Source organism: Micromonospora sp. NPDC023644, from assembly GCF_040640115.1.
GTDB lineage: Bacteria > Actinomycetota > Actinomycetes > Mycobacteriales > Micromonosporaceae > Micromonospora.
Genome location: NZ_JBFABA010000009.1, coordinates 144,139 through 171,079 on the forward strand (window position 1 = coordinate 144,139; position 26,941 = coordinate 171,079).

Consider the following 26,941-nt stretch of genomic DNA (forward strand, 5'->3'; position numbering starts at 1 on the left):
AGGTCCCACACCGCGGGCGCCTGGCGCGTACAGTGATCGCATGTGTGCGGTCCGTGTGGATCATCATCCGGTCGACCACGACGGCGCGGTGGCCCAGTTGCGACGGTCCTATGCGGCGGTGCCCGCGGGCGAACCGGTGCGGCTCGCCAAGCGCACCTCCAACCTGTTCCGCCCCCGGTCCGCCCCCAGCGCGCCGGGCCTGGACGTCAGCGGGCTCACCGGCGTGCTCGCCGTCGACCCGGTCGCCCGCACGGCCGACGTGCAGGGCATGTGCACCTACGAGGACCTGGTCGACGCGACCCTGCCGCACGGGCTCATGCCGCTGGTGGTGCCGCAGTTGCGCACCATCACCCTCGGCGGGGCGGTGACCGGGCTCGGCATCGAGTCGACGTCGTTCCGCAACGGCCTGCCGCACGAGTCGGTGACCGAGATGGACGTGCTGACCGGGGCCGGCGAGATCGTCACCGCCCGCCCCGAGGGCGAGCACGCCGACCTCTTCGCGGCGTTCCCCAACTCGCTGGGCAGCCTGGGCTACGCGACCCGGCTGCGCATCGAGCTGGCGCCGGTACGCCGCTTCGTGGCCCTGCGCAACGTCCGGTTCACCCGGCTGGAGGCCCTCGCCGACGCGCTTGCCGAGGTCACCGCGACCCGGTCCTGGGCCGGCGAGGCGGTGGACGCGATGGACGGGGTGATGTTCAGCCCCGGCGAGGCCTACCTGGTGCTCGGCACCTTCACCGACGACGCCCCGCGGGTCAGCGACTACACGGGCCAGGAGATCTACTACCGGTCGGTGCGCCGGCACACGCGCGACGCACTGACCACGTACGACTATCTCTGGCGCTGGGACACCGACTGGTTCTGGTGCTCGGCGGCGTTCGGGGTGCAGCACCCGGTCCTGCGGCGGGTCTGGCCCGCGCGGTGGCGGCGCAGCGACGTCTACCACCGGTTGGTCCGGTTGGAGCACCGGCACGGCGTGGCCGCCCGGATCGACCGCCTGCGCGGCCAACCGGCGCGCGAGCGGGTGGTGCAGGACGTGGAGATCCCGCTGGAGCGGACGGCGGAGTTCCTGCGCTGGTTCGCCCGCACCGTCGGGATGACCCCGGTCTGGCTGTGCCCGCTGCGGCTGCGCGAGCCGTCCGGTCCGGGGTCGGCCCGGGCCTGGCCGCTCTATCCGCTCCGAGCTGGACAGAACTACGTGAACGTCGGCTTCTGGGGGAGCGTGCCGATCGCGGCCGGGGCCGCCGACGGCGATGTCAACCGCGCGATCGAGCGCACGGTGTCGGAGTCGGGCGGCCACAAGTCGCTCTACTCCGACGCGTACTACGACCGGGAATCCTTCGACCGGCTCTACGGCGGCGCGACGTGGCGCGCGGTGAAGGACCGTTACGACCCGGACCATCGGCTCACCGGACTGTACGAGAAGGCGGTAGCACGAGCATGAGCCTGACCGATCGAGACCAGGGGGCGGCGAGCGCTCCCGCCAGTCCGCCGGCGGGGAGCCGGCGCCCGGGTCCGACCGTGGCGGACGTCGTCCGCGCGTTGACCACCGGGGCCCTCCCGGTGCGGGTCACCGGGTACGACGGCAGCGCGGTGGGCCCGGCCGATGCCGGGATCACCCTGTCGATCCGTTCCGAGCGGGGCCTGACCTACCTGCTCACCGCCCCGGGCGATCTGGGCATGGCCCGGGCGTACGTCGGCGGCGACCTGGCGTTGCAGGGGGTGCACCCGGGCGACCCGTACGAGGCGTTGCGGGTGCTCAAGGACGAGCTGCGGCTGCGTACGCCGTCGCTGGCCGAGGGGCTGGCCCTCGTGCGCGGGCTCGGCTGGGAGCGGCTGGTGCCGCCGCCGCCCCCGCCGCAGGAGGCGCTGCCGCGCTGGAAGCGCCTGATGAACGGGCTGCGGCACTCCCGGACCCGCGACAGCACCGCGATCTCGCACCACTACGACGTCTCGAACGCCTTCTACGAGAAGGTGCTCGGCCCGTCGATGACGTACACCTGCGCGGTCTTCCGCTCGCCCGACGACACGCTGGAGGAGGCGCAGGCGGCCAAGTACGACCTGGTGGCGCAGAAGCTGGCGCTCAAGGCGGGGATGCGGCTGCTCGACGTGGGCTGCGGGTGGGGCGGCATGGTCCGACACGCGGCCCGCGAGTACGGCGTGAAGGCGCTCGGGGTGACCCTGTCCCGGGCGCAGGCCGAGTGGGCGCGGGCGGCGATCGAGCGGGAGGGTCTGACCGGCCTGGCCGAGGTGCGCCACCTCGACTACCGCGACGCGCCGCGCGAGCAGTTCGACGCGGTCTCCTCGATCGGCCTGACCGAGCACATCGGAGTGCGCAACTACCCGGCCTACTTCGGCGCCCTGTCCGACCGGCTGCGGCCGGACGGCCGGCTGCTCAACCACTGCATCACCCGGGCCGACAACCACGCGCCGCACCGCTCGGGCGCGTTCATCGACCGGTACGTCTTCCCCGACGGGGAGCTGGCCGGCCCGGGGCGCGTGGTCAGCGAGATCCACGACGTCGGGCTGGAGGTGCAGCACGAGGAGAACCTGCGGCTGCACTACGCGCTGACCCTGGCCGCCTGGTGCCGCAACCTCGTGGCGCACTGGGACTTCTGCGTCTCGGAGGTGGGGCCGGGCACGGCCCGGGTCTGGGGCCTCTACATGGCCGGGTCCCGGCTGGCGTTCGAGCGCAACGGCATCCAGCTGCACCAGGTGCTGGCCACCCGCAACGGCCCGGAGGGGGCGAGCGGCTACCCGCTGCGCCCCGACTGGCTGGCCTGATCGGCGTCCGACAGCCGCGCCGACCATCGGCGCGGCTGTCGTCGAACCAATTGACAAAGAAGTTTTGTACGTACAAACTGATTTTGCCATGAGAGACGTCCTGTACCTGGAACAGATCGAGCAGGCCGAGGTCCTGCTCAAGCCGCAGCGCGTCGAAGTGCTGCGGCAACTGGCCGAGCCGCGCACCTGCACCGAGGTCGCCACCCGGCTGGAGCAGACGCCGCAGCGCGTCTACTACCACGTCAAGCAGCTCGTCGCCGCCGGGCTGGTCGAGCTGGTCAGCGAGCGCAAGGTCCGGGGCATCACCGAGGGCATCTACCAGGCCGCCGCCCGGTCCTACTGGCTGTCCCCCCGGCTGGTCGGCCGGATCGGCCTGCGTCGGGCCCGCGACGAGCTGAGCCTCGGCCACCTGCTGGACCTGATGGAGGAGGTCCAGGCGGACGTCGCCGCGCTGGACCGCGCCGCCCCCGAGCTCCCCTCGATCGGGGTCGCCGGCGAGATCCGGGTGCCACCGGAGCTTCGCCCGCAGTTCCTGCACGACCTGCAGACCGCTCTGCAGGACCTGTTCACGCGCTACGGCGGTGCCGAGGGCGACGCCTTCAAGCTCGCCGTGGCCTGCTATCCGAAGGGGAAAGAACGTGACTGAACCGATGAGGCTGCCCGTCCGTCTCGCCGCGCCGGCGGAGGCCGTCCGCCGCGCCCTGACCGACCCGGCCGAGCTGCGCGTCTGGCTGGCCGAGCACGCCGAGGTCGACCTGCCGAGACGGTACGAGTTCTGGGGCCGGCACACGCCCGAGGGCGACGCGCCGCACCAGCGGCTGCTGCACGCCGACGACGACACGCTGCGCTTCGCCTGGCTGCTCGACGGGGTGGAGACCACCACCGAGTTCGCCCTGCGCGCCGAGGGTCCCGAGACCACGGTGCTGACGCTCAGCCAGAGCCACTTCGACTTCGCCGAGGCGATGAGCGGCAGCACCATCCGGGGCGTGCTCCAGACGTTCTGGAGTATGTCGCTGGCCAACCTGGCCGCCCACCTGGAAGGGCAACCGCTGCTGCCGAAGGTCGACTTCACCTCCGCCGAGATGCGCGGCGAGCTGCTGATCGACGCGCCGACGGCGAAGGTGTTCGAGTCGCTGACCGACTCCGCGCAGGCCAGCGCCTGGTTCGGCTACCCGATCGGCATCGAGCCCTGGGTCGGCGGCCGCTACGCCATGGGCGGCTTCGAGCACGGCTACGCGGCCAAGGTCGTCGACCTGGAGCCGGGCCGGAAGCTGTCGGTGGACTGGGGGCCGACGGGCGTCACCACCTGGGAGCTGGCCGAGTCGCAGGGGAGGACGAAGCTGACCTTCGTGCAGTCCGGCTTCGACGAGCAGCACCCCCCGTACGGGGCCTGGGCCGGGTCGGTCTCGGGGCTGTTCGAGCTGCGCCGCTTCCACGAGATGGAGAACTGGCAGCCGATCTGGCTCCCCGCCGAGGTGCCGGGCCTGGAGCCCGTGAGGGCGACGAGCTGACGTAGGCGTACCGGGCGCGGTCCCGCCGTGGGCCGCGCCCGGAACCGGTCGGAATCGCAGGTGATAGTCGGGCCCCGGGTGGGTACTGACGGGCGATGTTCTTCATCTTCGGGCTCCGCACCAAGGTCAGCCAGTCCGGCGTGGCGCAGCAGGTCTGCCGCAACTGCCGTAACCACGCCGCGCAGGTGGTCACGCGCCGGTCGACGAAGTTCAGCCTCTTCTTCGTGCCGATCATCCCGATCCGCACCCGCTACGTGCAGCAGTGCACCTTCTGCGGCGCCCAGTACGAGATCTCCCGGTCCGAGGCCGAGCGCCTTCCGGTCGGCTGAGCCCCACCGATGGCCCGCTTCCTCTGTTGGCTGATCGGCCGGCAACCTGCCGTGCCCGCCCCGGCGCCCGTGCACACCGTCTCGCGGCCGCCGTGCACCCCCGGACGCCGCCGCCGTCGCCGCGACCGCCGGCCGCTGGCCGGCACCGCCCTGCCCCGTTCGCCCTGGAACCGCTCCGCCGGGCGCTGACCGTATCGTGATCCGCCGAGTCTCGGCGGACTGGTCGGGCCGTGCCAGGATGTGGCGGTGTCGTACCCCCCTCATGCGTCGTACCCGCACATGCCCGGCCCCGTGACGCCGATGGTGTACCCCCACCCGGTCGCGCCCCCGCCGGGCTACGCGGTGCTCGTCGTCTCGGTGAACCGTGGCCCCTACATCGTGCCCGCGCCGACCACGAGCAAGTTCAAGATCGACGGCCAGTCGGTGCCGATCCCCGGTGAGGGCACCTGGCACGTGGTGATCCCCGCCGGGCCGCACGACGTCCGGTACACCGACTTCCTGGGCATGCCGCTGATCACCACCGCGCTGGTCGCCCAGCCCGGCGTGGCGTACCACCTGTCGTTCCGCTTCGGTGGCTGGCGCAACCGCGCCTACGACGGGTACGGCACCGACGTGACGAAGTTCGGGCTCTGGTCGAACTACAGCATCGCGCTGCTCACGCTCGGCGTGTTCGGGCTGCTCTGCTGCGGTGTGCTGGGGCCGTTCACCACCATGCTCTGAGCCGGTTCCGGCCCGGCTGACGGCTGCGCCGCATGCCACCCGCCGGGGCGGCGCCCGGCGCGGGCGGCGGGGACCGCCTATCGTGGCGGATCGTGACGAGCACCGAGGAACGACTGGCCGCGATCCGCGGCGGCGTGCCACCGAGGCGGCACAACGCGCGCACCATCGCCGCCCTGACCGGCAACCCGGGCTGCACCCGACGGGCGGTGCTGGACGGCGCGGGGGTCGACAAGCCGAAGCTGGCCGAGCGGATCGGGTTTCCCGCCCGGTTCGGGCAGTCCCGGTTCGCCATCACCCGCGGCAACGCGTTCGAGGCGCAGGTCAAGGCCGACGGCGGGGCCGAGCTGCTGCGGCTGGTCGCCGAGCGGTTGGGCGTACCCGTGCCGGCGGCGGCGAGCTGGACGGACCTCGGCGACGGCGCCGAGGACGACACGGCCGCCCGGCATCGACGCTCCGCCGCGCTGCTGACCGGCGCCGCCCCCGGTGGGGCGGACGACACCGCCGCGCTGTTCGACCACCCGCTGCTCGGTCTGGACGTCGCCGGCCGCCGGGTGCACCTGGAGCCGGACCTGGTCGCCGCCCGGCTCGCCGGCCGGTTCCACGTCGTCGAGATCAAGTCGTTCCCGGTGGTGGACGGCCAGGCCGACCCGGCCAAGGTGTCCGCCGCCGCGATCCAGGCCGCCGTCTACGTGCTGGCCCTGCGCGAGCTGCTCGGCGCCGCCGGCCACGACCCGGAGCTGGTGTCGCACGACGCGGTGCTGGTCTGCCCGCGCGACTTCGCCAACCAGCCGGTGGCCAGCCTGGTCGACGTGCGCAAGCAACTGCTGGTGTTGCGCCGCCAGCTCGACCGGATGGCCCGGGTCGACGCGCTGCTGGCCGCCGTGCCCGGGGACTTCACGGCCGACCTGACGGCCGAGCCGGCGGCCCTGCTCGCCGCGCTGTCGACCGTGGAGGCTCGCTACGCGCCCGACTGCCTGGCGGCCTGCGAGCTGGCGTACTTCTGCCGCCACGAGGCGCGCGGCCACACCGGGGCGCTGGGCCGGCCGGTCCGGGAGGCGCTCGGCGGGGTCGCGGAGGTCGACGAGGTGCTGGCGCTGGCCGCCGGCGAGCGCACGCCGGAGCCCGGGCAGGAGGAGGCCGCCGCGCTGCTGCGGGCCGCCGCCCGGCTGCGCGCCGACGCCCTCGCGGGGACCCCCGCATGAGTACGCCGGCCGCCCGTCGCCACCACCCGGCCGATCCCTCGCCGCCCCGCGCCGGTTCACTCGCGAGGCCGGGGCGAGCGGCGCGGCCACCAGCCGCCGCCGGCCGTGCGGGCAGGTCGGCGTGAGCACATTGCGCGCGCTGGCCCGGGCCCAGGCGCTCGCCGCCGGGGTGGCCCAGCCGGTGGCGACCGTCCGGCACCTGCACCTGGCCGAGCGACCGCTGGTGCTGGTGCCGCTGGCGATGGCCGGCGAGGCGAACGCGCCGCTGGCGGCGCTGGTCGGCGACGCCCCGGACGCGGCGCGGCTGCTGATCGTGCCGCAGCCCCGCAACCGCGACCAGCGGTTCGCGTTCGCCGCCGAGCTGGCCGGGATCGTGCTGCCCTACCTGGACGGTTTCCGGGGCGTCTCCGAGGCGGTGCCGGTCGACCGGGGCCGGGACGTGCGCTACCGCCACGTCGACGCCCCGCAACTGCTGGTGCCGAACCCCGCCGGGATCACCTTCCTGCGGCTGCTCGGCCGCTCCACCCGCTTCCGCCGCCCCGACGGGGAGTATCCGGTGCACCCGTCGGTGCCGGTGCTCGGGCGCTGGCTGACGTTCTTCGCCGAGCGGGCCGAGCATCCGGGCTCGTCGGCGCTGCTGGCGATGACCGACGCGCTGACGCTGCACTGGGCCACCGGGCAGAGCGTGGTGGAGGACCTGCACCTGCCGGCGCTGCTCGGCTGGATCGACCCGCCCGCCGGGCTCACCGGCGCCGAGGCGGCGGCGCGGGCCGAGGACCCGGCGACCTGCCCGCCCGCCGGCCCGGCCACCGACCCCGACTTCGACAACCAGCGGCTCGCCCCGGCCATCGCCGCGTACACCGACGCCGAGGACGACCCGGCCGCGCGCGCCAGGGCGTACGCGGAGCTGGCACGGCTGCTGCGCGACCAGCTCGCGCCCACCTGGGAGCTGATGTGGCGCGGCGTGGGGCTGCTGCGCGGCCTGCCCCCGGGCGCCCGGGTGGCCGGCCGCTGGGACGGCGACAAGGACGCCTTCACCGGCTACGCCGAGCACGTCGACTCCGGCGGCGCGCCGCAGCCCCGCCGGGACGGGGCGGTGGCGGCCGCCCAGCGGCTGCACCGGCTGGAACGGGCCCTGACCTCCTACGCGGTGCAGCGCGCCTACGACGACCCGCTGGTGATGGCGGAGCACCGGCTGACCGGGGAGGCGTTCGTCGGCGAGGTGACCCTGGCCGACCCGAAGCGGGTGGACGACAGCGGCAAGCGGCCGGTGCTGCGCCCCCGGGTCCAGCTGGTCACCACCGAGCCGGTGCCGATGCCGCCCGGCGCGACGCTGTACTCGCCGGCCCGGCCGGCGCAGAAGGCCCGGGTGGTCTTCGTCACCCCGGCGGCGGACGGCAAGACCGAGGTGGTGCTGGAGCTCTCCGGCGGGATGGGCCGGGGGCTGACCGCGCCGCCGGGCAGCGTGCCCGAGGTGGGGGAGCGGCTCTGCTACACCACCCTGTCGGACGCGTTCATGCCGGTCGGCGCGTTCCCGGCCCCGGAGGAGACGCCCTGGACGCACGGCGGACCGCCGACCCCCGCCGGCGACGAGGCCCGCGACGCCGACGCGGATCGGGCTTGACCCTCACGTGACGGCAGGCGGGAGCCTCGTTTGCGGAAGGGAGGGAAACCATGGCCTACACGGTGGGACAGGTGGCGAAGGCGGCCGGGGTGACCGTGCGGACGCTGCACCACTACGACGAGATCGGGCTGCTCACGCCCGGTGGCCGCAGCAGCACGGGCTACCGGCGCTACGACGACGCCGACCTGGAGCGGTTGCAGCACATCCGCTACTACCGGGAGCTGGGGTTCCCGCTGGAGGAGATCGCCGCGATCCTCGACGACCCGGCGAGCGACCCGGCGGCGCACCTGCGCCGCCAGCACGAGCTGCTGACCGTACGGATCGGACGGCTCCAGGAGATGGTCGCGGCGATCGAGTTCGCGATGGAGGCGAGCAGGTTGAACATCCCACTCACCCCGCAGGAGCGGTTCGAGGTCTTCGGCGACTTCGACCCGGAGGCGTACGCCGAGGAGGCCGAGCAGCGCTGGGGCGGCAGCGAGGCGTACCGGGAGTCGAACCGGCGCGTGTCCCGCTACACGAAGGACGACTGGCTGCGGAACAGGGCGGAGAACGAGGACTGGGGCCGGCGGTTCGCCGAGGTGATGTCCTCGGGCGCGCCGGCGGACAGCCCGGCGGCGATGGACCTGGCCGAGGCGCACCGGCAGCTGATCAGCCGCTGGTTCTACGAGTGCTCGTACGAGATCCACACCGGGCTGGCCGACATGTACGTGGCGGACGAGCGGTTCACCGCGTACTTCGAGAAGATCAGGCCGGGGATGGCCGCGTACCTGGGCGAGGCCATCCACGCCAACGCGATCACCCGCGCCTGAGGCGCGGCCGTCCCCGGAGGTCACAGTGCTCATCGTCGCCGGCAGTCTCTACGTCGAACCGGACCAGCGGGACGCCTACCTCGCCGACTGCGTGGAGGTCGTCCGGCAGGCGCGGTCCGCGCCGGGCTGCGTCGACTTCGCGATGGGCGCGGACCTGGTCGAGCCGGGCCGGATCAACGTCTACGAGCGCTGGGAGTCCGAGGGGCAACTGCTCGACTTCCGGGGCTCCGGTCCCTCGACGGAGCAGGCGGTGGCGATCCGCGGCGCCGAGGTGCACCGGTACCTGATCTCCGGCGTCGAGGCGCCCTGACCGGGCCGGCCGGGCGGCACGCCGTCCGGCCGGCGCGGTCGGACGGTCGCGGAGGGGTGCGGGCGAGCCGGCGGACCACCTCGCCGCCGGTGGCGGTCGGCCCGGGGCCTACCGCGGCGGGGGCCCCGGCGTTGGCGGCAGGCCCGGGGCGAGGCGGCGCAGCGCGGTGAACGTGGGGACCAGCGCGTCGTAGAGCCCGGCGAAGAGCGGCAGCAGGGCGGCGTAGGTGGCGGCGGCGGCCGGGTCCGGGCGGGCCGTCTCCTCGATGCGCACCAGGTCGGCGGCGACGTCGATGGAGGGGATCAGCCCCAGCGCCTGCATGCCGAGCAGCGCCGCGCCGAAGCCGGAGCCCTCGCGCGTGGCGGGGAAGCGCACCGGCACGCCGAGCACGTCGGCCAGCATCTGCCGCCACAGCGGGCTGCGCGCGAAACCGCCGCTGGCCCGGATCTCCCGGACCTCGTTGCCGGCGGCGCGCACCGAGGCCAGCACCAGCGCCAGCTGCTGGCAGACGCCCTCCAGCGCGGCCCGCACCAGGTGGGCCCGGCGGTGCCCGTTGGTCAGCCCCACGTACGCGCCGCGCGGCAGCGCACTCCAGTGCGGGGCGCGCTCGCTGAGCAGGTACGGCAGCATGATCAGGCCGCCGGAGCCGACCGGCGCCTCGGCGGCCAGCGCCAGCAGCTCCTCCTCGGCGTGCTCGCCGAGTTCCGGGGCGAGCGCGTCGCCGACCCATTCGAGCACGATGCCGCCGTTGTTGATCGCCCCGCCCACCACCCAGCGGTGCTCGGTCAGCGCGTAGCAGAACACCCCGCCGAGCGGGTCGACGCCGGGGCGCTCCACCATCACCCGCATCGCGCCGCTGGTGCCGATCGTGCAGGCCATCACGCCCGGGGCGACCGCGCCCAGCCCCAGGTTGGCCAGCGGGCCGTCCCCGGCGCCGACGACCACCCTCGTGCCCCGGGGCAGCCCGGTCGCCGCGGCGGCCTCGGCGGTGAGGCCGGGCAGCACGGTGGTGGTGGGCACCAGCTCCGGCAACTGCTCCGCGGTGATCCCGGCGACGCCGAGCGCCTCCTCGTCCCAGGACAGCTGGCTCAGGTCCATCAGCCCGGTCGCGGAGGCGACCGAGTGGTCGGTCACCAGCGCGTCGCACAGCCGCAGCAGCACCCAGTCCTTGATGCCCACCCAGTACGCCACCCGCCCGAACAGCACCGGCTCCTGCTCGGCGAACCAGAGCAGCTTGGGCAGCGGCGCCATCGGATGGACCGGGGTGCCGGTGCGGCGGTGCAGCGCCAACCCGGACGGGACCGCGCGCAGCCGTTCGGCCTGCCGGCTGGCCCGCGAGTCGGCCCAGGTGAGCGACGGGGTGATCGGGTGGCCGTCCGGGTCCAGGCCGATCAGGCTGTGCATCGCCGTGCCGAAGGAGAGCCCGGCGACCGGCCGGTCCAGCTCCGCCACGACCGTGCGCACCGACTCCAGCACCGCCGCGTGGATGTGCCGCGGGTCCTGCTCCGCGTAGCCGGGGTGCGGCTCGTCGAGCGGGTAGCCGACCGAGTGGTGGGCGAGCTGGGCACCGTCCACGTCGTACGCGACCGCCTTGGTGCTGGTGGTGCCGATGTCGACGCCGATCACCACGGGGCGGAGCGGTTCGCCCACCGGTCCCACCCCCTCGTCGACCCCGGGTGCCGCCGACGTTACCCAGCGTCCGGGTGGTCCGTAGGGGGAACAACCCGGTTTCCCGGTCGGGTCTTCCTCGGCACGCCCGCGCCCGGCGAGAATGCCGGTCGTGTGAACTTCTCACACGTCCACCGGACGGGAGGAAGTCCCGATGAGGCCAAGGCCGCTCTGCGCACTGGTCACCGCCCTCGCCACGGTCGCCACCACCGCGGTCGCCGGCGTCCCGCCGGCCGCCGCGCGGCACGGTGACGGCGGCTACTCGGCGGAGATCCGCCGGGCGTCCTACGGCGTCCCGCACATCACCGCCCGCTCCTTCGCCAGCCTCGGCTTCGGCGTCGGTCACGTCCAGGCCGAGGACAACATCTGCGTCATCGCGGAGAAGGTCGTCACGGTCAACGCCGAGCGGTCCCGCTACTTCGGGGCGGCGAGCCCCACGGACCCGAACGTGCGCAGCGACCTGTTCTTCCGCAAGGCGATCGACGACGGCACGGCGGAGCGGCTGCTGCTCGGGCCCCGCGACGGCGTGCACTCCCCGTCTGACGAGGTCCGCGACCAGATCCGCGGCTTCGTCGCCGGCTACAACAACTACCTGCGCCACACCGGCGCGGCCAACCTCACCGACCCGGCCTGCCGGGGCAAGCCGTGGGTGCGCCCGCTGACCGAGCTGGACATGTGGCGTACGAGCTGGGCCAGCATGGTCCGGGCCGGCTCGCGGGCGGTGCTCGACGGGATCGTCGCCGCCGCCCCGCCCACGGCCACCGGCCCGGCCGCCGTCCTCGACGCGCCGGGCGCCGCGGCGATCGTCGCCGCCCGCGACGGCGCGCCCGCCGGCGTCGGCAGCAACGCCTACGGGCTGGGCGCGCAGGCCACCACACACGGCGGCGGGATGGTGCTGGCCAACCCGCACTTCCCGTGGGAGGGGGCGGAACGCTTCTACCGGATGCACCTGAAGGTCCCGGGCCGCTACGACGTGGAGGGCGCGGCGCTGGTCGGCGACCCGATCATCGAGATCGGGCACAACCGCACGCTCGCCTGGAGCCACACCGTCTCCACCGCCCGGCGCTTCGTCTGGCACCGGCTCGCGCTGGTCCCCGGCGACCCCACCTCGTACTACGTGGACGGCCGGGCCCGGAAGATGACCACCCGCGCGGTCACCGTCCAGGTGCCCGCCCCGGGCGGCGGCACCGTGCCGGTCAGCCGCACCTTCCACGACACCCACTTCGGTCCGGTGGTCGTCGTCCCCGGCACCTTCGACTGGACCACCACCGCGGCGTACGCGATCACCGACGCCAACGCGACCAACAACCGCGCCTTCGACGGCTGGCTCGAGATGGGCCGGGCGAAGACGGTCCGCGAGCTGAAGCAGGTCCTCGACCGGCACCAGTTCCTGCCCTGGGTGAACGTGATCGCCGCCGACGCGCGCGGCGAGGCGCTCTACGCCGACCACTCGGTGGTGCCCCGGGTGACCGACGAGCTGGCCGCCGCCTGCATCCCCGCGCCGTTCCAGCCGCTCTACGCCACCAGCGGCCAGGCCGTCCTGGACGGCTCCCGGTCGGCCTGCGCGCTGGGCCGCGACCCCGACGCGGCGGTGCCCGGCATCCTCGGCCCGGCGCACCTGCCGATCCGGTTCCGCGCCGACTACGTGACCAACTCCAACGACAGCCACTGGCTGGCCAACCCGGAGGCGCCGCTGGAGGGCTACCCGCGGATCGTCGGCAACGAGCGCACCGAGCGCAGCCTGCGCACCCGCCTCGGCGTGGAGCAGGTGCGGGGGCGGCTCGCCGGCACCGACGGGCTGCCCGGGCGGGGCTACACCACGTCCCGGCTCTGGCAGACGGTCTTCGGCAACCGCGCGTACGGCGGCGAACTGCTCCGCGACGACCTGGTGGCGCTCTGCGCCGCGCACCCCAGCGCGACCGCCTCGGACGGGACCACCGTCGACCTGCGCGGGGCCTGCGCGGCGCTGAAGGGCTGGGACCTGCGCGTCGACCTGGACAGCCGGGGCGCGCACCTGTTCACCGAGTTCGCCCTGTCGGGCGGCATCCGGTTCGCCGACGCGTTCGACGCCGCCGACCCGGTGCGCACCCCGAGCCGGCTGAACACCGCCGACCCGCGCGTGCTCACCGCGCTCGCCGACGCGGTCCGCAAGCTCGCCGGCATCCCGCTCGACGCGCGCCTGGGCGACGTCCAGACCGAACCGCGCGGCGACCGGCGGATCCCGATCCACGGCGGACGCGCCGAGGCCGGCGTGTTCAACATGATCATCAGTCCGCTGGCGCCCGGCGTCGGCTATCCGAAGGTGGTGCACGGCTCGTCCTTCGTGATGGCCGTCGAGCTGGGCCGCGACGGCCCCTCGGGGCGGCAGATCCTCACCTACTCGCAGTCGGCCAACCCGAACTCGCCCTGGTACGGCGACCAGACCCGGCTCTACTCGGGCAAGGGCTGGGACACCATCAAGTACACGGAGGCGCAGATCAAGGCCGACCCGAACCTGCGCACCTACCGGGTGGGGGAGGGCCGCCGCCACTGACCCGCCGCCCGTCGCGCCCGTCCGGTCACCGCGACCGGGCGGGCGCGACCGCGTGCACGGCTGCGCGGTTCGGGGTGGTGCGGTCCGGACCTGGCCTCCTTTCAGATCTTGGCAACAAACGGCCCCTCCGGGGGCCCTTTCGTACCAAGATCTACACCGGCGCCTATCGACCGTGGCCGGTGCCGGTTTCGTGGCGGCTGTCCGGTGCGGTGGGGCGCGCCGCCGGACACGCCCGATGGACGCGAAGCGACTCGACGAAATCCACCTAACGTCCGTTTTCGCCCGTCGTTCGGTCATTTTGCCCGTTGCGGCGTGTCCCCGCCGGCCGTTGTCACAGTTGACAGCTGTGACACCCCGGTTGGTGGCCTGCGCGGCGAAGGAGTCGGCGTGGCAAGGACTGATTCGACGGGTTCCACGTGGCGGTACCGGTGGGTGCACCGGCAGAACGAACGGCGGCGGCGGGAGTTCCGCAGCGCCGACAAGGCATGGCGACGACGCGACGACGAACTGCGCCGCCTGCGTACCCTCGCCGAGGAGTTCCAGGGCTCGGCCGCGGCGGGCGCCGGCCTGCCCCTGGAGCTGGCGCCCGACGAGGTGGTGTTCTGGGTGCTGCCGGCCGCGCAGCTGGTGGAGGTCCGACACACCACCGTGCTGCCCGCGCCCGACCTCACGGTCGCTCCGACGGCCGCGCCGCCGCGGCCCCGCAAACCCGACGGCATCCGGGTCGCCGACGCCGGCATGGCGGTGATCACCAACCGCCGGCTGGTGCTGCTCGGCGGTCGCGGCCGGCGCGACTGGGCGTACGGGAAGATGACCGGCCTGGCCCACGACCCGCACGCGCCGGTCACCCTGATGCAGGTGCTGGACCGGCGGCGCACCTCCGGGCTGATGCTGCCCGCCGACGTCGCCGCCGACTTCCGGTTCAAGCTGACCCTGGCCTTCGCCGACGCCATCGAGCAGCGCGGCGCGGTGCTCGACCAGCTCGACGAGGCGATCGCCGAGCACGCGCAGCTCAAGCCGTTCCGGCCGCTGATCGCCACCCCGGCGCAGGCCCGGCCGTTCGCGTTCGTGCCCGGCGGCCGGCGCACCGTGGCCGTCGCCGCCGGCATCGCCCTGCTGGTGCCCGCCGCGCTGCTGGACACCGACCCCTCCGACCCGACCGGCTCCGAGGTCGCCGTCGCCGCCACCCCCGCGCCGGGCGCCTCCGCCGTCCCACCCGTCGCCCTCCCGGCCGCGCCGGCGAAGGCGTCGCCGGCCGCGTCGAAGCCGCGACGCGGCACCGCCCCGCCCTCGCCGACAGCCACCCGCGAGCGGCTCTGCGGCGCCCCCGTCAACCCGATGGGGTACGACTTCTGCGGCGGCGACCGCGTCCGCAGGCCGGCCGTCGAGATCTGCGACTGGTTCGACTGCACGCCCGAGTTCTGGGCCGGCCGGGGCTACCTGGTGCAGTGCGGCGACGGCTCGGTCAGCCTCACCGGCGGGCGGCGCGACGCCTGCGCCGCGCACGACGGGGTGCGCCGCACGGTCTGGCGCTGATCGGTGCCGCCGACGCGGCCGGCATGCCGGACCGGACATCGGTCCCGTTCAACGTGGAGACCTGCCACGGCTGCGGCCAGCGGAGGATCCACATGCGGGACGCTGTCGAGCTGATGTCGTAGACGACTCAGCTCGACAGCGTCGTACGACCCCGCACCCGCCGACCGGCCCGGCGACCGGCCGGCCGGGGGGTGGCGCGGCCGGCGCATGATGTTTCCTGTGATCAACCTGAAGGGCGACCGGCGTCGCAAGAAGAAGAAGGACTACTTCGACAACTGCGACGCGTGCAACTGCAACATGCCCAGCTGCGACGTGCCCTGCTGCGACCTGGGGCTCTTCTCGTTCCTGCTCACCCTCGGCGCGCTGTTCGCCCGGCTCGTGGCGCCCGGGCGGGCGTCGACGCCGCCGAGGACCGCCGCCGGGCGGGCGCCGCTGGTGGACCGGGCCGGGCGGGCCGCGATCCTGGGTTACCGGCGCTGGCTGTCGCACCGCTGGCCCGGGCAGTGCCGCTTCACCCCGACGTGCAGCGCGTACGGGCTGGCCGCCGTGGAGCGGTACGGGCTGGCCGTCGGCGGGCGGCTGGCCGCCGACCGGCTGCGCCGCTGCCGGCCCGACGTGCCGCGCGGCACCCACGACCCGGTGCGCTGACCGGGCACCCGTGAACCCGGTGCGCTGACCGGGCACCCGTGAACCCGGTGCGCTGCCCGCCGGTGTGCCCCTGAGCTGCGTGGATGCCTCATCGTCGCCCCGGGGATCGGTCATGATGGCAGCATGGAGATCCGCTCCGACGACGGCGCCCGGGTGAGGATGCGGCCCGTGGGCTACCAGCCCGGGGTCGAGCCGCCGGACGACCCGGACGAGGCGGCGGACTGGGACGACTGGCTGCTCGTCGAGACCGACGCCCGCACCGCCGACGGGCAGGCCTGGTCGCATTTCACGCCCTGCCTGACGGTGGCCGAGGCGTACGTGCTGGCGGGCTGGCTGCGGCAGCAGGCCGAGACGACCGGCGACCCGGCGGAGCCCTCGGCGGTGGTGCGCTTCACCGAGCCGAACCTGGCCTTCCGCGCCTGGGTGCTGCGCCGCCGCCGGCTGGCGCTGACCGTCGAGTTCGCGTACGAGTCCCTGCCGCCGTGGATGCGGCGGCAGCCGCTCGGCGCGGTCTACCCGCTGACGCTCACCGTCTCCGCCGACGCCCTCTCCGTGGCCGCGGAGCAGTGGGCGCGGGAGGCCGACGCGTACCCCCGCCGGGTCGCCTCCTGACGGCTGGCGGCGCCGGGGGTCTGGGCGCGGTGGCGGGACCTGCCGCCCCTGCCGTCGGACCGCGCGTCACCCCGGCGGGGCGAGGTCGGGGACGGTGAGCGAGCCGTCCGGGCCGAGCGGGAAGCCCGGGTTCCAGGCGATCTCCCAGACGTGTCCGTCGGGGTCGGCGAAGCAGCCGGCGTAGCCGCCGTAGAAGGTTTCCCGCGCCGGCACGGTCACCTGCGCCCCGGCGTCGGCCGCCGCCGTCAGCAGGTCGTCGACCTCGCCCCGGGAGCGGACGTTCTGCGCCAGCGTCAGCCCGCCGAACCCGCCCGCGCCCTGGTCGGGCACGCCCGCGTCGGCGGCCAGCTTCTCCCGACCCCACAGCACCAGCGCCAGGCCGCCGGCCTGGAAGAAGACGGTCTCCTCGACCTCCTGGCCGCGCCAGCCGAGCCGCTCGTAGAAGGCGCGCGCCCGGGTCACGTCGGCGACGCCGAGCGTGACGAGACTGATCCGCTGCTCCATCACCCGACGACCTCCACGCGCGAGCCGCACCGTCCACCGTCACCGTAGCGCCGAAGTCGCGGGCCGTTCCGGCCCCGGTGGCTCAGCTCCGCCCCGTCATCCGGTCGGCGAGGCGGCGCAGCGCTGGGGCGGCGGCGAGCAGCGCCTCGCGGTCCGGGCCGTCCAGCTCGGTCAGCGCGGCGGCGAGCAGGTCGCGCCGGTGCCGCCCGTACGCGGCCATCCGCTCCCGCGCCGCGTCGGTCAGGTCCAGCCGGACGGTGCGGCGGTCGGCCGGGTCCCGCTCCCGGTGCAGCAGGCCGGCGGCGGTCAGCTCACCGACGAGGGTGCTGATCGTGTTCGGGGCGGTGCCCAACCGGTCGGCGGCCTCCCGCACGCCGATCCCCGGCCACCGCTGCACCAGCCGCAGCACCTCCACCTGGGCGTCCGGCAGGGCGGTGCGGGCGGCTCGTTGGGTGGCCGCCCGGCGCAGCACCCGGTGCAGGTCGCCGAGCGCCCCGCCGAGCTGGTCGACCGTCTCGTCCGTCACAGTCGGGCCCTCCGTCGGTGCAATAGCTCTGTAGTCAGAGCTACCTTAACCGGGCCGAGCCGTCAGTGAGGGGACCGCCATGCCGCACGCCACCGCGCCGCCCGTCCGCCCGGGCGAGCGCGTCGCCGCCCCCACCGGGCGGGCCGCCGCCGTGCTGCTGGCGCTGCTCGGCACGCTCACCGCGTTCGGGCCGCTCTCTCTGGACACCTACCTGCCGGCGTTCCCGGAGATGACCCGCGACCTGTCCGCCAGCCAGGCGCAGATCCAGCTCTCGCTGACCACCTGCCTCGTCGGCATGGCCCTCGGTCAGCTCGTCACCGGCCCGCTCAGCGACCGCTTCGGGCGGCGCCGACCCGTGCTGGTGGGCGTCGCCGCGTACACCCTGCTGTCGCTGGTCTGCGCGGCCGTACCGTCGGCCGAGACCCTGGCCGCCGCGCGGCTCGCGCAGGGCTTCGCCGGCGGCATGGGCGTGGTCGTCGCCCGCGCCGTCGTCCGCGACCTCTACGCCGGCCGCGAGGCCGCGAAGTACTTCTCCCGCCTCACCCTCGTCTTCGGCATCGCCCCGATGGCCGCGCCCGCCTTCGGCAGCCTGGTGCTGCGCTTCGGGGACTGGCGTACCGTCTTCGTCGCCCTCGCCGTGATCGGCGCGTTGCTCGCCGCCGCCGTCGCGTGGCGGCTGCCGGAGACGCTGCCCGCCGAACGGCGCAGCACCGGCGGCCTCGCCGCCACGGCCGCCGCCGGCCGCTCGCTCTTCACCGACCGGATCTTCCTCGGGTACGCGCTGGCGCAGGGCCTCGCCTTCGCCGCGCTCTTCGCATACATCTCCGGGTCGTCCTTCGTCTTCCAGGACGTCTTCGGCGTCTCGGCCGGCGCGTTCAGCCTCATCTTCGGCGTCAACGCGCTCGCCCTGGTCGCCGCCGGCCAGCTCAACGCCCGCCTGCTGGACCGCTTCGAGCCCCGTACGCTGCTGGTGCGCCCGCTGGGCCTCGGGTTGCTGGCCGCCGCCGTCCTGCTCGCGGGCGCGCTCCTCGGCAGCCTGCCGCTGGTCGCGGTGGCGCTCTTCGTCTTCGTCGGCTCGCTCGGCATGGTGATGCCGAACGGCACCGCGCTCGCCCTGGACCGGCACCCCGCCCACGCCGGGACGGCCGCCGCGCTGCTCGGCACGATCCAGTCGCTGGTGGGGGCGATGGCCGCGCCGCTGGTCGGGCTGGGCGGCGAGGGCAGCGCCGTCCCGATGGCCGTGGTGGTCGCGGGGGCAGCGGTGGCCTCCCTCGCCGTCGTCGGCACCCTGGCCCGCACCCGCCGTTAACCCCTCGCCCGGGCCCGGCGGCCGGCGGTAGCGTGCCGGCGTGTTCCGCACCGTGACCCTCGACCTGGTCGACGCCGCCGGCGCGCCGCTGGGCGCCCTGCCGCCGTTCGACGTCCCGTCGCCCTGGTGGCAGGAGGTGGGCCCCGTCGTGGCCGAGGCCCACCGGCGGTACGGCGTCGAGGTGGCCGTGCTCCGCCTGCTGACCGGCGACGGGCCGCAGCCGATGGGCGGCGCGGTCACGTACCTCGGGCAGGTCGACGCGCCGCCCGCCACGCCGCTCGTACCGACGCCGATTCCGCTGGCGGCGGACCCGCTGCGCGCCCCGTACGCCGAGCCCGGCGGACCGGCGCGCAGCCTCGCCTGGGCGACGGGGGAGCTGCGGCGGCTCGGCCGCCCGGCGGAGACCGCCGTCCAGCAGCGCACCTGGAACCTCTCGGCGGTCTGGCGGCTCGACGGCCCGGGCGGGACGGCCTGGCTGAAGCAGGTGCCGGCGTTCTTCCGACACGAGGCCGCGGTGCTGCGCTGGCTCGGCCGGACCGCGCCGGGGAAGACGTCGACGCTGCTCGCCGACGACGGCGACGGCCGGATGCTGATCGAGCACGTGCCGGGGGAGGACCGCTACGGCGCGCCCGTCGAGGAACGCCTGGCGATGGCCGCCGACTTCCACCCGGTGCAGGTGCGGTCCATCCCGGACGCGGCGGAACTGGTCGCGGCGGGCGTGCCCGACCTGCGCGCCCACGCCCTGCCGGGCTGGATCCGGGACCGACTGGCCGGCTACGACACCTCCAGCGTGGATTCCCTGCTGGCGGGCCTGGCGGCGCGGCTCGACGAGGTGCGCGGGTGCGGGCTGCCGGAGACGCTCGTGCACGGCGACCTGCACCCCGGCAACGTGCGCGCCGACGCCGGCCGGCACGTGGTCATCGACTGGGGCGACGCGTTCGTCGGGCACCCGGCGTTCGACGCGCTGCGGCTGGCCGAGGGGCTACCCGACGACGCCGCCTCGCCGGTGCTCGTCGAGTGGTGTGCGCGGTGGCGGGCCGAGGTGCCGGGGTGCGAGCCGGAGCGGGCCGTGGAGCTGCTGCGGCCGGTCGCGGCACTGCGGATGGCGGCGGTGTACGCGATGTTCCTCGACGGGATCGAGGCGAGCGAGCGGATCTACCACGCGACGGACGTCGACAGCTACCTGGAGAAGGCGGTCGCGCTTGCCGGGCGGTGAGGTTCGCCGTCGTGCTGCTTACCCCTTGGTCACCTTGGGCGAGCGGCCACGGTAGCCGATGGCGCCCTCGCCCACCCGCTGGTACGTGCCGACGAAGGCGTCGCCGGGGCCGGTGAACGCGACAGTGCCGCTGTTGCCGCGTTTGTCCCGCCAACTGGCCCTGGTCAGCGGCAACGAGTCGGCGCCGATCGCGAAGGTGATCTCGTTCGAGCGGTGCCAGCCGCCGCCCCACCCCTCCTCCGTCTGAAACCAGCGCCTCGCCACTGCGGCGTCGGGGTGATCGGCCCGCCACCGCCCGGTCAGCTCGCCTCGGATCTCACAGGGAGCCTCCGCGCCAGCCGGTCGGCACCAGCCGTAGAAGGCGTTCAGCTCGGCGGTGAGGGTGACCGCGTACTCCGCGCCGGAGGCGTCCGCCCAGGCGAGGTCCGTGAGCAGGCTCTGCTCGCCCCGGTCCACGTACGCGGTGACTGCCGGGCCGGGCTGCCACCGGCGGCCCCTGGCCGGCAGGATGCGGGTCGCGTACCGGAGCACCGGTTCTTCGGCCTCGCGCTGGTCCATGGCCCGCGCGGACCGGTCCCGGTCGAACACCGCGTCGATGGTGATCCGGTTGAGCCAGAGCACGCTGCGGGCGTCGACGGCAGTGGCGAGCCGGAGCCTGTTGGCACCCGGCCGCAGCCAGCCGGCGGGTACGACGAAGTCCATCTGCTGGAAGAGGTCGCCGCCGCCCGGGATGCGCCAGCCGTGCACCAGGCACCGGTCGTTGACGGTGATGTCGAGCGGCGCGAACCCGATCGCGCCGCCCGACCTGGACACCAGCGCCACGATCCCCAGGGTGGCCTCCCCGTCGGCGTCCGCCTCCGGAACGTCGAACGTCATCTCCACGCAGCCGTCGGCGTCGAGCGTGAGATGCCCCCCGGTCGCGGTGCCGCGGTCGACGCGCAGGACGGCGTTCGCGGTCACCGCCGAGCGTCCGGCGAAGGTCACATAGGTCGGTTGCATCGCGCGATGCTATCCGCCGCGCACAGGGGCGACGGCCCGCCGGGTTGGCGCCCTCGTCGTCCCGCCGGGCCACGGTCCGTCCGGCGGGTGGATGGAGAGTGGGGAGCAGCCAGGGGTGCGGCTGTCGCGTCTGCGACAGTGCTGCCGGGCCGAGTGCACCAGGCCCGATCAGGAACGGACGCTGTGGTGAGGAACCTCGTCGTGTCGCACGCGGATCCGCCGCCCCCGCTGAGCAGGGGAACGGTGTAATGCGGGCAACTAACTTGCACATGGGCAATATCGACTTGGCGGGTAATTGACGGCGGGAACAGGTGAGCCGACGCCGGCCGATCGGTGGAACATCGGGGGGTCCCGCTGGTAGGACTCTTGCGGGTAGGGTCCGGGGACCGCCAGGGGGGAGGTGGGCGCTGTGCGTCAGCGCGGACGGGACCGACCACTCGTGCGACGAGCCCGCCGGCCGATCTCCTGACGACAGGTCGGTTCGGCCTCGTCGTGGCAGGTCCATCCACCAGAACCAAAGGTGCCGCATGCTCTCCCGCTCCACGTCCTCGACGGAACCGCCCGCACTGATCCGGGACCGGGCCACCTCGCTGGTCGAGTACCTGATGGCCGTGCGGGCGCAGATGGAGAAGCCGGCCCGGACGGTGCCCACCGGCGACGCCTTCTGGCAGCACGACTTCCCCGCGCACGCCGACTGCGAGGTGGGCGTCTCCACCGACGGCGCCAGCTGGCTGCGGGTCGGCCTGCCCGCCGCCACGAGACCGATCAGGACGCCCGCGGAGTTCACGCCGTACCTGGCCGGTGCGCCGTCGTACGCGGCCGAACCCCGGCTCGTCGGCGACGAGGAGACGATCGGGAGGCTCCAGGAGCGGTTCGCGCAGTGGCGCGAGCGGGAGTGGCGCCCCTGGGCCGACCAGGCCCGGCGTACGGAGTCGACGCGGCAGCTGCACCGCAGCCTGTTCGACCTGAAGCACCGCGTCGACATGGCCGCAGCCACCCACGAGCTGGTGTGGGGCCACGGCGTCCTCCGCACCGACGTCGCCGGGCACCGGGTGCAGTACCCGCTGGTGGTGACCCCGGTCGCCATCGAGTTCGACGCCGACCGGTCGATGGTCACGGTGGTGCCGCAGGGCGCGCCACGGCTCCAGACCGACCCGCTGACCGGCCTCGACGAGCGCTACCTCGGTCAACTGCTCGCCCTTGCCGGCTCCGGCGGCCAGCTCGACCTCGACGTCTGGCACGACCTCGACCGGGTGGAGTTCCTCGAGCGGGCGCTGCGCCGCCTCGGGCACGACCCCGTGGTCCGGGACGGCGGCGCGGCGGCCCCGGCCGGCCCGCACGTGCACGACACGGGCGTGCTCTTCGTCCGGCCCCGGCAGCGGATGCTGCGCCGCTTCCTGGAAGAGCTGCGCGCCCGGCTGCTCGCCGGCGACACCGCGAGCATCGGTTCGCTGGCCGCCATCCTGGCCCACGAGCCGAGCCGGCTGGAGATGCCGCAGGACCAGCCGGCCCGCTGGGCGCCGCTGGGGGAGCGGCTGCTCATGCCGCTGCCGACCAACGAGGCGCAGGAATCCATCGCCCGCCGGCTCGCGCAGCACCGCAACGTCGCCGTGCAGGGCCCGCCCGGCACCGGCAAGACCCACACCATCCGCAACCTCATCTGCCACCTGATGGCGCACGGCAAGCGGGTGCTCGTCGTGGCGCAGAAGGAGGACCCGCTGCGGGTCCTGCGCGACGGCCTGCCCCAGGAGATCCAGTCGCTGTGCCTGGCGGTGCTGGGCCGCTCCACCGACCAGCTCGTGCAGCTCCAACTGGCCGCCCGCGAACTCTCCGACCGAGGCGCGACCCTCGACAAGCGGGGCGAGCAGCAGCGCGTCGACCGGCTGCGACGCCAGCTGGAGGAGGCCGAGCGGGACCTCGGGCAGGCCCTCGCCGGCCTGCGCACGATGGCCGAGAACGAGTCCGCGCACTACGAGATCGACGGCATCCGGCTGTCGCCGAGCGACGTCGGGAACTGGCTGCGGGAACGGGCCGACCGCTACGGGGACATCCCCGACGCCGTGGCGCCGGACGTGGCCGCGCCGCTCGACGCCGAGGAGTTCACCGAGCTGCTCGACATCGCCCGGCGTACCGTCCGGCAGGACCGCACGCAGGCGCTGCGGCACCTGCCCACGGCGGCCGAGCTGCCCGCGGAGGCCGCCGTCCTCGCCGGGCGGCGCGAGCTCGCCGCCGCCCGCGAGGAACTCGACCGGCTCGCCGCCGCCGGGGTCGTCCTGCCGGAGGTGCGGGCGTTCGGCCGGCCGGCGCTCGACGACCTCGTCGGGCAGCTGCGTCAGGCGCTGACCCTGCTCGCCGGCCGGGAGGGCGCGTGGACCGACCGGCTGGCCACCCTGCTACAGGCCGACCCGAACTGGCAGACCATGTGGCAGGACCACGTGGCGGCCTGCCAGCGCGCGCTCGCCGACCTGACCGCGGCGGCCCGGACCCTCGCCGGTCACCAGGCGAGCGTCCCCGAGGCGCAGCTCGCCGAGCCGCGCCGCCTCCTCGCCCAGCTCGGTGAGCTGCGGCAGCGGTTCGCCAGCGGCAAGGGCGTCAGCCGGCTCTTCCAGGGCACCCTCGCCCGGCTCGCCGCCGAATGCCGCATCGACGGCGAGCCCCTGCGCACCACCGAGGACGTCGACATCGTCGTCGCGTACGTCACCCGGCTGCGGCTGCGCCACGAGCTGAACACCCGGTGGGCCGAGTGGCGGCAACTGCTCAACCTCTCCGACGACCTCGGCGACCAGCCGGACCTGTGGGTCGGCCGGCTGCTCACCGACGCCGCCACCGCGCTCGACTGGGACCGCCGCCGCTGGCCCACCCTGCACGCCACCGTCCGCCGCCTGGTCCCCCGGGCCGAGCAGGCGGTCGACGTACGCCGGCTGACCGCCCTCACCGACCTCGTCTCCCGGTGCGCGACCGTGTTCGAATACGACCGGCTCGTCGCCGACGAGCGGGCCCTCGGCACGGTGCTCGAGGAGGGCATGTCCCGCACGGACGCCAGCGAGCTGTGGCGGCTGCTCGACCAGAGCCGCCAGCGCGCCGACCTCGGCGGCTGGGACGGCACCCTCGCGGAGGTACGCCGGCTCGCCGCGCTGCGTCCGGACGCGCAGCGCTTCGCGCAGCTCACCGAGCGACTGCGGCCGGCGGCACCCGGCTGGACCGCCCAGATCGAGGACGGCAGCGCCGTCGCGATCGGCGGCACCGGGGCCGACTGCCCGCACCGCTGGCAGTGGCGCCGCGCGCAGACCTGGTTCGACGCCGTCGTCGGCAGCGTCGACCCCGTCGCCCTGGGCCGCCGGATCGAGCAGACGCGGGAGCGGATCCGCCGGCTGACCCAGGAACTCGTCGTCGCCTCCTCCTGGCTGGAGGTCTCCAAGGCGCTCGACGACCGGCGCCGCGCCGCGCTCGCCGACTGGACCACCGCCCTGCGTAAGATCGGCAAGGGTACGGGCAAGAACGCCGCCCAGTGGCAGGCGCACGCCCAGCGGGCGATGAACGCCGCGGTCGACGCCGTGCCCGTCTGGGTCATGTCCGTCGACCGGGCCATCGAGCAGTTCGCCGGCGGCGCCCACTTCGACGTCGTGATCGTCGACGAGGCGTCGCAGGCCGACATGTTCTCCCTGCCGATCCTCAGCCTCGCCGAGCGGGCCGTCGTCGTCGGCGACGACCAGCAGATCGGCCCGCAGCTGTCGTTCGTCGGCACGGTCACCGGCCTGATCAACTCGCACCTGGTCGACGTGCCCTCCGCCGAGCACTTCGACCCGGAGAGCAGCCTCTACGACCACGCCGTACGGCGCTCGCCGGAGCGCATCCTGCTGACCGAGCACTTCCGCTCCGTACCGGCGATCATCGGCTTCTCCAGCCAGACGTACTACGGCGGCGAGATCGAGCCGCTGCGCACCGACCGGCCCGCCGGCATCGGCGACCCCGTCATCGCCGTGCACGTCCCCGAGGGCATCCGCCAGGACCTCCCCGCGTACGGAAACGTCAACGTCGCCGAGGCCGAGGCGCTCGTCGAGCGGGTCGCCGCGATCGTCGCCGACCCCGCGTACGAGGGACGCACCATCGGCGTGGTGAGCCTGCTGAGCACCAGCGGGCAGGCCGTCTACCTGCTCACCCGCCTGCGCGAGGTGGTGGGCGAGGAGGAGATGGAACGGCGTCGGCTGCGCGTCGGCGACTCGTACACCTTCCAGGGCGACGAACGCGACGTCGTGCTCGTCTCCACGGTCGTCTCACCGCACAACGGCATCGTCTCGGCGTTCACCAAGCGCGACCACCACCGGCGGGTCAACGTCGCCGCGTCCCGCGCCCGCGACCAGCTCTGGGTCTTCCACTCCGTCCAGCCCGCCGACCTGCGCGAGGACGACGCCCGAGGGCTGCTGCTCACCTACTGCCAGAACGTCACCGCCGCCGACGAGGCGTACGACGACCTGGAGAGGCGCTGCGACAGCGACTTCGAACGCGCGGTGCTCCGGCGCATCCTGGGCCGGGGATACCGGCCGCTGCCGCAGTTCCGCATCGGCGGGTACCGGATCGACTTCGTCCTCCCCGCGCCGGACGGGCGGCGGCTCGCCATCGAGTGCGACGGTGACGCCTACCACGGGCCGGACCAGTGGGAGAGCGACATGCGCCGACAGGCGGTGCTGGAACGGGTCGGCAACTGCGTCTTCGTCCGCATCCGGGGGAGCGTCTTCAGCCGCGACCCGGAGGCGGCGCTGGAGCCGCTCTGGCAGCGCATCGCCGAGCTGGGCATCGCGGTGTCGTCCCCGACGGCTGCTCCGGTCATCGACGCGGAAGTCGTCGAGCGGGGTGCGGGCGAAGCTCGACCGGATCTTCAACCGCTGGTGGGTCAGCCTCGCGCCGAGGCCACTCCCGCCGTCCCGGCGAAGGATTCGGCCGGCGGCGAGGAGCCGAACGGGCCGGCCAGCCCCTCGACGCCCCTCCCCGTTGAGCCGGCCCGCCCGGAGGCGGCGGCCGGCCCCGCCGCGGTGGCGCCCAGGGTCGACGACGAGCCGCGCCCGAGCGTTGTGCCCCCGACAAGGCCCTCCCCGGTCACAGTCCCACCAGCGGCTCAGGAGCCGGCCCAGGCGACGGACGAGGGGATCGTGCCGGTGCCCGCCGGCTACCGGAACGTGGCCTGGCTGCGGCAGTACGAGGCGGTCGCCGCCCTGGACAGCTACCAGCACTGCCGCGACGTGCCGGTGCGGCACGAAGGCAAGGTGCTGGGGTGGGCCCGCTACTACGACAGTGCCTCCGCCGAGGCGCGCAAGTACCGGGCGAACGTCCGCGTCGAGCGGGCACACCCGAACGGCGCGCGACTGGTCTGCTGGGTGCGCCCGCACGAGGCGCGGGCAGTGGTTGCCGCGGCGTCGATGAAGCGCGACATGCCGATCGAGGACAGCCACGGCCGGCACGCGGGCCTCGTCCAGTACTTCCCGGCCACCAGCCCCGCCGCCGTCCGCTTCCGCAGCGTCACCCGACTCCTGCGGCTGTCCGGCGGCGAGAGCCGCGACGGCCGCCAGGCCGCGCCGCCGGTCCGGTCCGCGCCCGAGCAGCGCGGCCCGGTCGAGTCGCGGCCCGCGCCGGCGGGGCAGGGGACGCCCGCCCGGCGGGAACTGGAGGAGACGCTGCACCAGGCGATGGTGCGGGCGTACGACCGGAAGGCCGAGCTGGCGGACGAGGAGGTCGAGGTATCGGCCGATCGCCGGGCGCTCGAAGCCGCGTTCCACGAGGCGATGGTGCGTACGTACGAGCGGGCGCGCGACGAGGCGAACTACCACGCCAGCCTGCTGCTGCGGATGGTGACCGAGAAGGGCGGCCTCGCCACCGCCCGGCAGCTCCTGCACCACCCGGTGGTCTCCGACGGGTTCACCGCCCTGTGGGAGCGGGGGCGGGTGGACCTGACCGCCGAGGCCGTGGTGATCCGGCCCCGCTTCCGTCCGCTCTTCACCGACGATGAGTTGGCCATCGCCAGCAACCGGGTGGTGGACGCCTCGGCCCACGCGTCCTGACAAGCAGTTCGTGCCGACATGCGGGGCGCAATGCCCAGGAGGACTTCCACG

At 74.6% G+C, this 26,941-nt stretch carries 21 protein-coding genes; 17 read left to right on the top strand and 4 right to left on the bottom strand.

All coding sequences use genetic code 11. From position 1 onward, the window contains the following. The first annotated feature begins 40 nt into the window (after positions 1 to 40). From AB0G08_RS10315 to AB0G08_RS10360, 10 genes are all read left to right on the top strand, one after another. Positions 41 to 1,441, top strand: coding sequence for an FAD-binding oxidoreductase (locus AB0G08_RS10315; protein WP_358085868.1), 1,401 nt, complete (start codon positions 41 to 43; stop codon positions 1,439 to 1,441). Further along, a complete protein-coding gene (locus AB0G08_RS10320) occupies positions 1,438 to 2,781 on the top strand; it encodes a class I SAM-dependent methyltransferase (RefSeq protein ID WP_358085870.1) in 1,344 nt (447 codons plus the stop codon). The genes AB0G08_RS10315 and AB0G08_RS10320 overlap by 4 nt, the downstream gene beginning before the upstream one ends. A gap of 88 nt (positions 2,782 to 2,869) precedes the next feature. After that, positions 2,870 to 3,427 carry a helix-turn-helix domain-containing protein gene (locus tag AB0G08_RS10325; RefSeq protein ID WP_358085872.1) on the top strand — a complete coding sequence of 186 codons (558 nt, stop codon included), beginning with the start codon at positions 2,870 to 2,872 and terminating at the stop codon, positions 3,425 to 3,427. Beyond that, on the top strand, positions 3,420 to 4,292 hold the full coding sequence (locus AB0G08_RS10330; RefSeq protein ID WP_358085874.1) for an SRPBCC family protein: 873 nt from the start codon (positions 3,420 to 3,422) through the stop codon (positions 4,290 to 4,292). Before AB0G08_RS10325 ends, AB0G08_RS10330 begins: the two co-directional genes overlap by 8 nt. Before the next feature lie 95 nt (positions 4,293 to 4,387). Continuing rightward, positions 4,388 to 4,621, top strand: coding sequence for a zinc-ribbon domain-containing protein (locus tag AB0G08_RS10335; protein WP_358085876.1), 234 nt, complete (start codon positions 4,388 to 4,390; stop codon positions 4,619 to 4,621). 246 nt (positions 4,622 to 4,867) lie between these two features. Next, positions 4,868 to 5,341 (top strand): hypothetical protein, encoded by a 474-nt coding sequence (locus tag AB0G08_RS10340; RefSeq protein ID WP_358085878.1) that lies wholly within the window; start codon positions 4,868 to 4,870, stop codon positions 5,339 to 5,341. 92 nt (positions 5,342 to 5,433) lie between these two features. Further along, complete coding sequence (locus AB0G08_RS10345; protein WP_358085880.1) at positions 5,434 to 6,543, top strand: hypothetical protein; 1,110 nt, start codon at positions 5,434 to 5,436, stop codon at positions 6,541 to 6,543. Positions 6,544 to 6,664: 121 nt separating this feature from the next. Then, positions 6,665 to 8,167, top strand: coding sequence for a hypothetical protein (locus AB0G08_RS10350; RefSeq protein WP_358085882.1), 1,503 nt, complete (start codon positions 6,665 to 6,667; stop codon positions 8,165 to 8,167). A 50-nt stretch (positions 8,168 to 8,217) separates the two neighbouring features. Beyond that, the gene (locus AB0G08_RS10355; RefSeq protein WP_358085884.1) at positions 8,218 to 8,976 is read left to right on the top strand and encodes a MerR family transcriptional regulator; all 759 of its coding nucleotides are present in this window, start codon (positions 8,218 to 8,220) and stop codon (positions 8,974 to 8,976) included. 25 nt (positions 8,977 to 9,001) lie between these two features. Continuing rightward, a complete protein-coding gene (locus AB0G08_RS10360) occupies positions 9,002 to 9,286 on the top strand; it encodes an antibiotic biosynthesis monooxygenase family protein (RefSeq protein WP_358085886.1) in 285 nt (94 codons plus the stop codon). 108 nt (positions 9,287 to 9,394) lie between these two features. Here AB0G08_RS10360 and AB0G08_RS10365 read toward each other — a convergent pair whose 3' ends face one another. Continuing rightward, positions 9,395 to 10,936 (bottom strand): gluconokinase, encoded by a 1,542-nt coding sequence (locus tag AB0G08_RS10365; protein ID WP_358085888.1) that lies wholly within the window; start codon positions 10,934 to 10,936, stop codon positions 9,395 to 9,397. 172 nt (positions 10,937 to 11,108) lie between these two features. Here AB0G08_RS10365 and AB0G08_RS10370 point away from each other — a divergent pair, with 172 nt between their 5' ends. From AB0G08_RS10370 to AB0G08_RS10385, 4 genes are all read left to right on the top strand, one after another. Beyond that, on the top strand, positions 11,109 to 13,487 hold the full coding sequence (locus AB0G08_RS10370) for an acylase (protein ID WP_358085890.1): 2,379 nt from the start codon (positions 11,109 to 11,111) through the stop codon (positions 13,485 to 13,487). Positions 13,488 to 13,874: 387 nt separating this feature from the next. After that, positions 13,875 to 15,023: a hypothetical protein gene (locus AB0G08_RS10375; RefSeq protein WP_358085892.1), complete on the top strand. Its 1,149-nt coding sequence runs from the start codon at positions 13,875 to 13,877 to the stop codon at positions 15,021 to 15,023. Between the two features lie 210 nt (positions 15,024 to 15,233). Continuing rightward, complete coding sequence (gene yidD / locus AB0G08_RS10380) at positions 15,234 to 15,671, top strand: membrane protein insertion efficiency factor YidD (protein ID WP_358085940.1); 438 nt, start codon at positions 15,234 to 15,236, stop codon at positions 15,669 to 15,671. A 123-nt stretch (positions 15,672 to 15,794) separates the two neighbouring features. Continuing rightward, positions 15,795 to 16,283, top strand: a complete 489-nt coding sequence (locus tag AB0G08_RS10385) for a hypothetical protein (protein ID WP_358085893.1) — start codon at positions 15,795 to 15,797, stop codon at positions 16,281 to 16,283. A 66-nt stretch (positions 16,284 to 16,349) separates the two neighbouring features. Here AB0G08_RS10385 and AB0G08_RS10390 read toward each other — a convergent pair whose 3' ends face one another. Beyond that, entirely contained in the window at positions 16,350 to 16,787 is a 438-nt protein-coding gene (locus AB0G08_RS10390; protein WP_358085895.1) for a VOC family protein, read from the bottom strand. 82 nt (positions 16,788 to 16,869) lie between these two features. Next, positions 16,870 to 17,313 carry a MarR family transcriptional regulator gene (locus tag AB0G08_RS10395; protein ID WP_358085897.1) on the bottom strand — a complete coding sequence of 148 codons (444 nt, stop codon included), beginning with the start codon at positions 17,311 to 17,313 and terminating at the stop codon, positions 16,870 to 16,872. 79 nt (positions 17,314 to 17,392) lie between these two features. Here AB0G08_RS10395 and AB0G08_RS10400 point away from each other — a divergent pair, with 79 nt between their 5' ends. Then, positions 17,393 to 18,622 carry a multidrug effflux MFS transporter gene (locus AB0G08_RS10400; protein ID WP_358085899.1) on the top strand — a complete coding sequence of 410 codons (1,230 nt, stop codon included), beginning with the start codon at positions 17,393 to 17,395 and terminating at the stop codon, positions 18,620 to 18,622. A 40-nt stretch (positions 18,623 to 18,662) separates the two neighbouring features. Further along, on the top strand, positions 18,663 to 19,838 hold the full coding sequence (locus tag AB0G08_RS10405; RefSeq protein ID WP_358085900.1) for an aminoglycoside phosphotransferase family protein: 1,176 nt from the start codon (positions 18,663 to 18,665) through the stop codon (positions 19,836 to 19,838). Between the two features lie 18 nt (positions 19,839 to 19,856). On the opposite strand, the gene AB0G08_RS10410 is transcribed toward AB0G08_RS10405, so the two are convergent. After that, positions 19,857 to 20,837 carry a hypothetical protein gene (locus AB0G08_RS10410; protein WP_358085902.1) on the bottom strand — a complete coding sequence of 327 codons (981 nt, stop codon included), beginning with the start codon at positions 20,835 to 20,837 and terminating at the stop codon, positions 19,857 to 19,859. 527 nt (positions 20,838 to 21,364) lie between these two features. On the opposite strand from AB0G08_RS10410, the gene AB0G08_RS10415 reads away from it, so the two are divergent. Beyond that, the gene (locus AB0G08_RS10415; protein WP_358085904.1) at positions 21,365 to 26,890 is read left to right on the top strand and encodes an AAA domain-containing protein; all 5,526 of its coding nucleotides are present in this window, start codon (positions 21,365 to 21,367) and stop codon (positions 26,888 to 26,890) included. The last annotated feature ends 51 nt before the right edge of the window (positions 26,891 to 26,941 follow it).